The organism is Streptomyces sp. 8L (assembly GCF_020176795.1).
In the GTDB taxonomy this organism is placed as follows: domain Bacteria; phylum Actinomycetota; class Actinomycetes; order Streptomycetales; family Streptomycetaceae; genus Streptomyces.
The window spans coordinates 1-10,422 of record NZ_JAIUKE010000327.1 but is presented as its reverse complement, the minus strand read 5'-3'; the positions used below and the strand labels follow the sequence as shown (position 1 = coordinate 10,422).

Sequence of the window (10,422 nt, the reverse complement as noted above, 5' to 3'; positions counted from 1 at the left end):
CCCCCCGCCGGCGGGCGCCGGCCCCCCCCCCCCCGCCCCCCCCCCCCCCCCCCCCCCCCCCCCCCCCCCCCCCCCCCCCCCCCCCCCCCCCCCCCCCGCCGCGTGCGGGCCCGGCCCCGGGGCCTTATTGACGGCGCGTCCGGTATGGGTCACATTGGGCGCCGGGGCAGGGGGGACCGCATGGCGCGCGGGAGAGTCCGTGGAGAAGGCCGTCCGGAAGGCAGCGCGGCGCCGGAGGCGCCGGAGGTGCTGGGGGGAACGGGAGCGTGGCAAGGGCCGGACGCGATCGGCGCGCTGGAGGCGCTGATGAGCCGGCGCCTCGGCAGGGAGTGCCTCTACACGCCGTCGTGCAGGCTCGGCCTGTACGTGGCGCTGCGGCACTGGTGCCCGCCCGGCGGGCGCGTACTGATGTCGCCGGTCAACGACGACGTGATCTTCTTCGTGGTGCTCGCGGCCGGACTGCGCCCGGTCCAGGCGCCGTTGCACGCGCGCGACGGGTCCATCGACCCGGCCGCCGTACCGGAGGAGACCTGGCGCGGGCTGTCCGGCGTCATCACCACCAACCTGTACGGAAACCCGGACCCGGCGCCCGAACTCCTCGCCCGGTGCCGCGCGTTCGGCATCCCGCTGATCGAGGACGCGGCGCACGCCATCGGCAGCAGGCACACCGACGGCCGCGCGGTCGGGGCCGTCGGGGACGCCTCGGTGTTCAGCCTCTCGAAGCACACGGCCGCGAAGACGGGCGGTTTCCTGGCCTTCGAAGACCCGGGCTTACGTGAACAACTGGCCTCGCTCAGAGATGAGTTGCTGAAGCCGGCCACCTTCGCCTCCGAGGCGCTGTACGCGATCCGCCCGTACGCGGAGGCGGGTGTACGAGGGGCACGGCTGGTCGGGGCGGCGCGCGCGGCGCTGCGCGTCCTGGGCGCCGAGGAGCGCGAGGAGATCCGGATGCCGCTGCGGGCTGCCGAGTTGAGACAGGCGGTGGCGGGCTCCGCGGTCCCTGGCCTCGACGCCCTGGAATCCTGGGCGCGCGTCGACATGCACCCGTACCGGATCAGCCCGGGCGCCGTCCGGCTGCGGCGCACGGCGCGCCTGCTCGAACGGCTCGACGGGCCCGGGGGGAAGCTGGCGCGGCACGCGGCGGGCACGGCGCGGCTCCTCGGCGCGGAGCCGGGCACGGCCCAGCCCCTCTTCCGCGTACCGCTGCTGGTGCGCGACCGCGACGCGGCGATCGCGGCGCTGGCGCGCCGGCGCATCACCGTCGGATACCTCTACGATCCGCCGCTCGACGCCTACGCGGGACCGGAGTTCACGGACCCGTCGCCGCACCCCGGGCCCGCGGCCCACTTCGCGCGGCACGCGCTCCCGGTGGACCCCTGCCGGGCGGAGGAGGTCCTTTCGATCCTCGCGACGGTGCCGGGCGCGGCCCCCGCTCCCCCTTTCCGCGGTGGCGGCAGCGGTGGCTGAGGCGGCCGAACTCCCCCTGGCCCGGAGCGAATCGGCGGCGGACGCGAACTCGATGTTCCGCAACGCCTACGCGCTCATGGTGTCCACGGGCGTGTCCGCGGCGCTCGGTCTCGGCTTCTGGGTGGTCGCCGCGCGCTACTACTCCGAGGACGCGGTCGGACAGGGCTCCGCCGCCATCGCCGCCATGAAGCTCCTGGCGTCGATCACCGCGACGACCATGACCGGCGCGGTGGTCCGGTACGTGCCGCTTGCGGGGCGCGGCACGGCGGCGCTCGTGTGGCGGGTGTACGCGCTGAGTTCGGTGGTGGTGTGCGCGGCGTCGGTGGTCTTCCTCGCGACACTGAGCCGCTGGGGCGACTCGTACGCCCCGCTCGGCGGCCCGGTGCCGGGCGCGGTCTTCACGGCGACCTGTGTCGCGTGGGCCGTACTCACCCTCCAGGAAGGGGTGTTGACCGGCCTGCGGAAGTCGTTCTGGGTGCCCGTCGGCAACGCGGTCTTCTCCACGGGGAAGCTGGTCCTGCTCGCCGTGTTCGCGACGGCGCTCCCCGTTCTCGGTGTGTTCGTGTCGTGGGCGGCGGCGATCGCGCTGTCCGTCGTCCCGCTCGGCTGGCTGGTCTTCCGCAGGCTGATCCCCCGTCAAGTCGCCCTGGACGGGGCCAGGGAGCCCCTGCGCTACGCGGACGTACGGCGCTTCATGGCGGGCGACTCGGTGGGCTCGCTGTTCAGCCTCGCGATGATCAACCTGCTGCCTGTGATGGTGGCCGTACGCTTCGACGCGGCGCACAACGCGTTCTTCTACGCGGCGTACACGGTCGGCGGGACGATGGAGTTCATGGCCATCAACATGGCCTCGTCCCTGACGGCACACGCCTCCCACGAACCGGGCCGGCTGGCGGCCGGGGTGCGCGGCGCGCTGCGCAGGATGACGCTGCTGCTGGTGCCGGCCGTCCTCGTGATCGTGGTGTTCGCACCGCTGGTCCTGGCCCCGTTCGGCGGCTCGTACGCGGCCCACGGCACCACGGTCCTGCGCCTGCTGGCACTCGCCACCCTGCCGAGGGTGATCGTGGAGCTCTACCTGGGCGTCCTCCGCGTCCAGGGCCGCACCGGCATGCTCGCCGCGGTGCAGGGCACGATGTGCCTCCTCACCCTGGGCGGCGCGGCCCTCCTCATGGGCCCCACAGGCATCACGGGCGCGGGCACGGCGGTCCTCGGCTCGATGACACTGGTCGCACTGGCCTCGGCACCGGGCCTGCTGAGGGCGGGCCGCGACCCGGGGGAGCGGGGGCCGCGACCGCGTGGGGCCTCCGGCGCTGTCGGGCGACGGTTGAGTCCGTGGCACGGAAGCGGCCGGCACCGCAAAACCGCGCGCTGACCCGCACCGTGCCCCCGTGCCGCGCACCCGCGCCGCGCCCCCGCACCGCGCCTCCGGGGCGCGGGGGCCCCCCCGCGGCCGGGCGGGGGGGGGGCCCGGGCGGGGGGGGGGGGGGGCGGGGGGGCGGCACCGGCGCCGGGGCCCCGGGGGGGGGCGGGGGCCCCGGAGGCGCGCTGAACCCCCGTCTGCCGAGCGGTGGTTCAGCCCGGCCGAGGAGATGCGACGGCAGGGACCCTCGTGGGCCCTGACGGCCGGGGCTGTCACCTGTGGCCGCGCCCGGCGGAACACCGTGCGGCTGCATGCCGGGCTGCTGGCCCGGCGCACCAGTGATCCACGCCGGTTCGAGGCCGTGGTCCTCCACGAGCTGGGCCATGTCGGGGGGAGCGACGTCGGTTTCACCCACACCGCTGTGGCGTTGTGGCGGGCGTTCTTCTTCATGGTGCTGCTTCCCTGTCTGTCCTTCGAGGGGTGGCTGTTCGCGAGCGGGCACCCGCACGACCCGACCGGGGTGCTGGGACCCGAGCAGCGGCCGTCGTTCCACGAGGTCGCCTTCGCGATCGCCGTAACGGTCCTGGCCCGCCTGACGCAAGCCGATCTCCTCAGACACCGGGAGCTGTGCGCCGACCGCCTGGCGGTGCGGTGGGGCGCGGCCCCGGACGTCTGGGCCGACGCGGCGTCCGGGACAGCCGGGCCGTCTCGGAGAAGGGGCGCCGAGGAGCGGCTGTGGCGGGACTCTCTCGGTGGCTACTTCGTGCTGCCATGGAGCAGTCACCCGGGCAGGGGGCTGCGGCACCGTTCGCTGGCCAAGCCCTGGAACGGACGGGTCACGGCCTCCCTGCTGGCAGCCGGCACGCTAGCGTGCCTGTACCGCATGGCGCCTGCCCTGGACGGAGTGTCGCCCTTCCGGGGGGACACCACGGGGGTCCGGCTTCCCGTCGCGGTGCGCTGCTTCGACTGGTTCCTCGGCGTGCTGATCGCCATCAGCTTTCTGGGCGGCATGTACGCCGTGCTGCATCTCCGTGTCGACCTCCGGCTTCCGGAGAACACGTCCGCCCTCTGGTCCGGCGCGGTCGCCCGGCTGCGTCCCGGGCGGAAGCCGGAGCCGTCGCACGGTGCCTCACCCCTCGCCGACGCGGACGTCGCATTCCTTCTCCGCCGTCTGGCCGACTCGCCGCGCGACGGTCCGCCCGGCCCCCGCGCGCTCGGCGCCTGGCTGGACGAGGGCATGGCCCGCCGGCATGCGGTTCCCCGCCGCGAAGGCCGTCGTGCCGAGGCGCCGGACCCGTATCGCCGGCTCGACGCCCTTGCCATGCGTGCCTGGCTCGACCGTGACAACGCGGAGTCGCGCTCGGTACGGGACTGGCTCGACCAGGACGACGGGCGCGGGCATGCGGTACGTGAGTGGCTGGACCACGGCGGTGACTCCGGCGAAGCCCTCCGCCGCCGGCTGTCTTCGGGAGCCGCCGACGCCATCGAGACACTGATGCGGGCCGCAGTCGACGTGGTGGACGCCCCGGCGGTTTCTCCTCGCACATGCGAGCCGCTTCTCCGCGCGCTCAGTGCGGTTGAGGCGGCCGATCACCGCCTGGAAGCGTTCCCGGACGAGGAGGGCGCCAGGCACTGGTCCGGCGTACTCCGGTCGGCCAGAGCCGGACATCGAGCCGCGTACCTCGGAGAGACGCGCGAGGCCCGGCGCTCCTGCGCCGAGGCCGAGGACCACTACCGGACCCTGTACAGGCGTTACGCGGTGATCCCAGACCTGGCCGCGGCCCTGCCGGCCCCACCTCCGCCCGCGCTGCGACGGACCTGAGGCCGTAATCGCGTGAAGTCGTCCTCGTCGATGGACGGTTGATCGACGAGGGGACCATCCCCGCGTGCGCGGGGACCACGGGGCGAAGCGCTGGGCGACCTCGTGGGTGTTGGGACCACCCCCGCGTGCGCGGGGACCACTCTTCTTGACCTGGTGTTTTAGGGGGCGGGCTAGCTTGTTTTGGCAAGCTTGTCAGATTCCGGCATTATTCGCCTTTCGCTCGCCGCCCGCTTCCTGGGCCTCGCCAAATCTTAGTCCGACGAGGTTCGTTCGGTCTGGCGGCCTTCCGCGATTCGCGCGATCGTCCTCCGGGCATCTGGCCGAATGGTCCTCTGTAGCCGAACGGCTCGGCCCTGCCGGTCCGTTCGCGTCACGCCGTGGTCCCGGTCGGCGGCGCGTACTCCTTCGGCGCCTCGATCGTGCAGCAGACGTTCTTGCCTCTGCGGGTGATGATCGTGACGCGCTGGTCCGTGAGTGCGTCGATGATGGCCAGGCCCCAGCCGCGTCCGGCCTCGAAGGGGTCCTTGATGCGACTCGGGACCCTCATCTCCGAGTCGGTGACCGTGATGTGGACCTGGTGCTCCTGCGTCCGTACGAGCAGGTCGCAGTGGCCGTTCGTGTAGTCGTAGACGTTGGCGAGTAACTCGGAGACCACGAGCACGACATCGTCGGAGACGACGCCGTATCCCCAGTCGAAGAGTGTTTCCGCGAGATCGCGGCGGACGTCCCGCAGTTGCTCGGGTGTGAGCGCGAGGCTCCTGCGCATCTCGTGTCCGCCGTGAGTCGGGCCCAGCATGGCCACCTCCGTAACCCGCTGCGCGCGGCGCAGCGTTGCGCGCGGTGGGTCACCTGTGTGGTGCGCCGCGTGATGAGGATGATGGTGTCGCGTGAATCAGGGCAGAGGCAAGTATGCCTAGTGGAGTTAACTCGTTTGGATGATCCAACGGATAGTGTCTGTACAGGGCGATGTATGCGGGCCAAGCTGTGTGCATGGCTCAGAGCGATATGCCCACGATGCGCAGCAGGCGTCTCGGTAACGAGTTGAAGCGACTGCGGCTCGCTGCCGGGCTCAAAGTGCAGGACGCTGCAACGAAGTTGATGTGCGGTCAACCCAAGATCTCGCAGATCGAGACGGGTCGAAGAGGTATCCGTCCGCTCGATCTCTCCATCCTCATGGAGCTCTACGGCGTTGAGGATCGGACTCACATCGCCAACATCAAGCGACTGGCCAAGGAGATCCACAAGGTTGACTGGTGGAGCAGCCAGGGCCCGATTCTTGACGACTCCCTCAAGGACTACTTGACCTTGGAGTCGGACTCGGAGTTGGTCTGTGAGTACAGCTTCGCTGTGATCCCGGGCATGTTTCAGACCGAGGCGTACATGCGGCAGATGTTCACGGAAGGGCACCCGCCCGAGAAAGTGGAGCCGCTTGTTGCGACAAGGCTGAAGCGACAGGAACTCCTTAACGAGCAACCAGACTTCAGAGTGCGGGCCGTGATCGACGTCACGGCGCTGCACCGCATCAGGGGAACCGAGGCTCAGGTGCGAGAGCAGCTTGCGCACCTCGTTGACGTTGGCAGGAAGGCGAACGTCAACATCCAGATTCTCCCACTTCGTGCCCAGCTTCCGGCGGATCAGTATCCGCCTTTCACCATCCACTCGCTGAGGGGTGAACCACCGGTTCAGTTCGTCTGGTTGGAGCACTTGACCAGTGGTACTTTGTTGGAGCAGCGCTCTGACGTGCAGAGCTACCGGCGGTTGTGGGACGACTTCACCGCTGCAGCCCTGTCACCGTCCGAGTCGCGGCGATACATCCGTGATCTGATCAAGGACAGTGGCGCGTGATCTCGAAGTGCGGCGAGTTCGACGGTGTCGAGTGGCACAAGAGCACGTACAGCGGCAACGCCAACAATTGCGTCGAGCGTGGTGTGCTTCGGTCCGGGCGGCAGGCCGTGCGGGACACCAAGGATCGTGCGCTGGGCGCGATGGTCTTCCCGGGGCCCGCCTGGCAGGCGTTCGTGGACGCGGTCGGGGGGGCCCGCGTCTGACGCGCGGCCGGCGCGCCGTCACCCCCGCGGCCGGCTTGCGAGGAAGACGTACTCGCGGCCCGGGCGGTCCGGGGCGTCGCGTACGTCCTGCACCGTGAAGCCGCACGCCCTCAGGTCCGCCTCGGCCTCTTCGCGTTCCCGGAAGACCAGTGTCGAGTCGGAGGCCAGCGTCCGGCCGTCCGCCGCGAACACGCACGTTGAGCGGAAGCTGACCAACGGGAGCGTGACATCGGTCAGTTGGTGCCAGCTCGCCACCCGGCCGACGCCCGGGATCTCCGTTTCGCCGTACGAGGCCTCGCGGGTCCATGCCTCCCAGGCGCGCGCGGAGGGGACTCGGGTCTCGAACACCAGGTGGCCGCCCGGGCGCAGCGCCTCGTAGGCGCCCCGCAGCGTCCCCAGCCAGGCGTCCCGTGTGGTGATGTGCTGGGCCACGTTCGCCGTCATGGTCGCGAGGTCGACCGCCAGCGGCGGCAGCGTGGTCGCGTCACCGTCGAGCCAACGCACCCGCTCCGCGCCCGGCTTGGCCCTGGCCACCTCGACCGACGCCCGTGCCGGGTCGACGCCGACGACCTCGATCCCGCGGTCCGCGAGCAGGAGCGCGAAGACGCCCGTACCGCAGCCGATGTCCAGCACCCGCTGCGCGCCGAACCGCTCTGCGAGGCCGAGATAGGCGTCCAGGTCGCCGCGGTCGGGATCGAGCGCGTCGTAGATCGCGGCCAACCGGGGGTCGGTGAAGCCTTCGTTCGCCATGCCGCCGAACGTAGCGCCGCCGCGGTGTTCACACCATCGCAATACCCGTTCCCAGTATGCGGACATCCGCCTATTCGTCTCGACAGACGGACCCGGGCCCTGGAAGTCTCCCGCTATGCCTCTCGTCAACCGCCCTCTCGCCACCGGCCTGTGCTCAGCCGTCGTCCTGTGCGCCGTCCTCGCGGGCTGCTCCCCGCAACCGGAGGAGAAGGCGGCGGGCGCCAACGGCACGGCGGGCCCTTCGACGTCCTGCGCGCCCGGCGGCCTCGCCACCCAGGTGCCGGGGAAGCTCACCGTCGGCACCGACAAACCGGCGTACGCCCCCTGGTTCGCCGACGACAACCCGTCCAACGGCAAGGGGTTCGAGTCGGCGGTGGCCTACGCCGTGGCCCAACGCCTCGGCTACGGCCGTGACGCGGTGGTCTGGCAGACCGTGCCGTTCAACAGTGCCTTCGCGCCCGGCGCCAAGAAGTTCGACTTCGACATCAACCAGGTCTCCATCAGCGCGGCGCGCGAGCAGGCCGTCGCCTTCTCGTCCGGCTACTACGACGTACGCCAGGCCGTCGTCGCGCTGAAGTCCTCGAAGGCCGCGAAGGCGAAGAGCCTGGCCGACCTCAAGGGCGTGAAGCTCGGCGCCCAAGTGGGCACCACCAGCCTGGACTTCATCAACGACCTGGTGAAGCCGGCCCAGCGGCCAGCCGTCTACCAGCGCAACGACTTCGCCAAGTCGGCGCTCAGGAACGGCCAGGTGGACGCGATCGTCGTCGACCTGCCGACCGGCTTCTACATCACGGGGTCCGAGGTGCCCGACGCGAAGGTCGTCGGCCAGTTCCCCGAACTGGACAGCAAGCCTGAGCAGTTCGGGCTCGTTCTCGACAAGGAGAGCACGCTCACCTCCTGCGTGAGCGGCGCCGTGGACGCGCTCAGGAAGGACGGCACCCTCGCCGCCCTGGAGAAGAAGTGGCTCTCCGATGCCGTCGGCGCGCCGGTGCTGAAGTGATGCCGGACACGGCTCCCGAGGCCGGGACGACCCGGGACGGGAACGCCGACGACGGTTACGTTCCGTCGCAGCGCCGCGTCGCGCGCGAGCGCCACCGCCGCGCACGCGCCCGGCGCGCGACCGGGATCGCCGCTCTCAGCACCCTCGTGACCTGCGCGGTGCTGTACTTCCTGATCACCGGCTCGCCGGGCTGGACCCGCACCAGGGAGACGTTCTTCAGCGCCCACTACGCGCGCCTGGCGTTCCCGCAGGTGCTGGAGGGACTGTGGCTCAACCTGCGGCTGCTGGCGGTGTGCGGTGTCGCCGTGCTGGTGCTCGGCCTGCTGCTGGCCGTCGCGCGCACGCTGCGCGGTCCCGTGTTCTTCCCGCTGCGGGCGCTGGCCACCGCCTACACCGACTTCTTCCGCGGACTCCCGCTCATCATCTGCCTGTTGGTGATCGTCTTCGGGGTGCCCGCGCTGCGCCTGGAGGGCGTGACCACCGACCCCGTGCTGCTGGGCGGTACGGCCCTGGTACTGACCTACTCCGCGTACGTCGCCGAGGTCTTCCGCGCGGGCATCGAGTCCGTACACCCGTCGCAGCGGGCCGCCGCTCGCTCGCTCGGCCTCAGTAGCGGGCAGACCCTGCGCCACGTCGTACTGCCCCAGGCCGTGCGCCGCGTGGTGCCGCCGCTGCTCAACGATCTCGTGTCCCTCCAGAAGGACACCGGCCTGGTGTCGATCGCCGGCGCCGTCGACGCCGTGTACGCGGCGCAGATCATCGCCAGCAAGGACTTCAACTACACCCCGTACGTCGTCGCGGGGCTCGTCTTCGTCGCACTGACCATCCCGATGACCCGGCTCACCGACTGGGTGACGGCCCGGATGGACCGGCGGCGGGCCCAGGGAGGGATCGTATGAGCGCGGCACCGGAGGCGTCCGGGGAGCGGCCAGTGCCGACGGGGGCTCCCGTACCTCCGGAGGTCCCCGTGCCGGGGGTTCACGTTCCGGCGGAGGCTCCCGTGCCGGGAGCGACTCCCGTGCCGGAGGTGACTCCCGTGCTGCGGATGGAGGCCGTCCGTAAGTCGTTCGGGACCTCGCTGGTGCTGCGGGACGTCGACCTGGACGTCGCTCCGCACACGGTGACCGCCCTGATCGGCGCCTCCGGGTCCGGCAAGTCCACCCTGCTGCGCTGCGCCAACCTGCTGGAGGAGATCGACGACGGAGCCATCTGGCTCGACGGCGCGGAGATCACGGAACCCGGGGCCGACGCGGACGCCGTGCGCCGCGGGATCGGGGTGGTGTTCCAGGCGTACAACCTCTTCCCGCACCTCACCGTCCTCCAGAACATCACCCTGGCTCCCCGGCGCGTCCACGGGCTCTCCCGGGCGGAGGCCGAGGCACGCGCCCGCGAGCTGCTGGAGCGGCTCGGCCTCGGGGCGAAGGCGGGCGAGTACCCGGACCGGCTCAGCGGCGGGCAGCAGCAACGGGCCGCGATCGTCAGGGCGTTGGCGGTACGCCCCCGGCTGCTGCTCCTGGACGAGATCACCGCCGCGCTCGACCCGGAACTGGTGGGCGAGGTGCTCGGCCTCGTGCGCGAGGTGAAGGACGAGGGCATGACGATGGTCATCGCCACCCACGAGATGGCCTTCGCGCGCGAGGTCGCCGACCAGGTCTGCTTCCTGGACGCCGGGGTGGTGCTGGAACGCGGTACCCCCGAGGACGTCTTCGGCAACCCCCGCGAGGAGCGCACCCGGAGGTTCCTGCGGCGGATCGTCGAGGCTGGGCGGCTGTAAGCATCCGCACCGGGCCGGGCCTGGCCGCACCGGACCCGTACCCGCCCGGCCTGGCCGCGGCGGGCCGGCCCGGGCCGCACCGGGGCGGACCCGGTGCGGGTGCCCCGCGGCGGCGGCTCCTCGCTCAGTCGACGCAGAGGCAGAACGGGTGCCCCGCCGGGTCGCGGTAGACGCGGAAGTCGCGGCCCGGGGCGTCGGTGT

Annotated in this window: 9 protein-coding genes and 1 pseudogene; 8 read left to right on the top strand and 2 right to left on the bottom strand. The window is 71.7% G+C overall.

Going from position 1 to position 10,422, the window contains the following annotated elements; genetic code table 11:
• Window positions 1–306: 306 nt before the first annotated feature.
• The 3 genes and pseudogenes from LCE31_RS24830 to LCE31_RS24820 all read left to right on the top strand — a co-directional run bounded on the left by LCE31_RS24830 (window position 307) and on the right by LCE31_RS24820 (window position 4,649).
• Entirely contained in the window at window positions 307–1,467 is a 1,161-nt protein-coding gene (locus LCE31_RS24830) for a DegT/DnrJ/EryC1/StrS family aminotransferase (RefSeq protein WP_225017793.1), read from the top strand.
• Between the two features lie 43 nt (window positions 1,468–1,510).
• A pseudogene (locus tag LCE31_RS24825) lies at window positions 1,511–2,779 on the top strand (lipopolysaccharide biosynthesis protein); the annotation flags it as partial.
• A 277-nt stretch (window positions 2,780–3,056) separates the two neighbouring features.
• Complete coding sequence (locus LCE31_RS24820; RefSeq protein ID WP_225017788.1) at window positions 3,057–4,649, top strand: M48 family metalloprotease; 1,593 nt, start codon at window positions 3,057–3,059, stop codon at window positions 4,647–4,649.
• Between the two features lie 370 nt (window positions 4,650–5,019).
• Here LCE31_RS24820 and LCE31_RS24815 read toward each other — a convergent pair whose 3' ends face one another.
• Entirely contained in the window at window positions 5,020–5,445 is a 426-nt protein-coding gene (locus tag LCE31_RS24815; protein ID WP_225017786.1) for an ATP-binding protein, read from the bottom strand.
• Window positions 5,446–5,639: 194 nt separating this feature from the next.
• On the opposite strand from LCE31_RS24815, the gene LCE31_RS24810 reads away from it, so the two are divergent.
• Window positions 5,640–6,494: a helix-turn-helix domain-containing protein gene (locus LCE31_RS24810; RefSeq protein ID WP_225017784.1), complete on the top strand. Its 855-nt coding sequence runs from the start codon at window positions 5,640–5,642 to the stop codon at window positions 6,492–6,494.
• Complete coding sequence (locus LCE31_RS24805; protein WP_225017782.1) at window positions 6,491–6,697, top strand: DUF397 domain-containing protein; 207 nt, start codon at window positions 6,491–6,493, stop codon at window positions 6,695–6,697. Before LCE31_RS24810 ends, LCE31_RS24805 begins: the two co-directional genes overlap by 4 nt.
• Before the next feature lie 18 nt (window positions 6,698–6,715).
• Here LCE31_RS24805 and LCE31_RS24800 read toward each other — a convergent pair whose 3' ends face one another.
• Window positions 6,716–7,447, bottom strand: coding sequence for a class I SAM-dependent methyltransferase (locus tag LCE31_RS24800; protein ID WP_225017780.1), 732 nt, complete (start codon window positions 7,445–7,447; stop codon window positions 6,716–6,718).
• A 115-nt stretch (window positions 7,448–7,562) separates the two neighbouring features.
• Between LCE31_RS24800 and LCE31_RS24795 the strand changes: the two genes are divergently transcribed.
• The 3 genes from LCE31_RS24795 (at window position 7,563) to LCE31_RS24785 (ending at window position 10,221) form a co-directional block, all read left to right on the top strand.
• Window positions 7,563–8,447 (top strand): ABC transporter substrate-binding protein, encoded by an 885-nt coding sequence (locus LCE31_RS24795; protein WP_225017778.1) that lies wholly within the window; start codon window positions 7,563–7,565, stop codon window positions 8,445–8,447.
• On the top strand, window positions 8,447–9,346 hold the full coding sequence (locus tag LCE31_RS24790; protein WP_225017776.1) for an amino acid ABC transporter permease: 900 nt from the start codon (window positions 8,447–8,449) through the stop codon (window positions 9,344–9,346). The genes LCE31_RS24795 and LCE31_RS24790 overlap by 1 nt, the downstream gene beginning before the upstream one ends.
• A gap of 146 nt (window positions 9,347–9,492) precedes the next feature.
• Window positions 9,493–10,221, top strand: coding sequence for an amino acid ABC transporter ATP-binding protein (locus LCE31_RS24785; RefSeq protein ID WP_263632260.1), 729 nt, complete (start codon window positions 9,493–9,495; stop codon window positions 10,219–10,221).
• Window positions 10,222–10,422 lie beyond the last annotated feature (201 nt).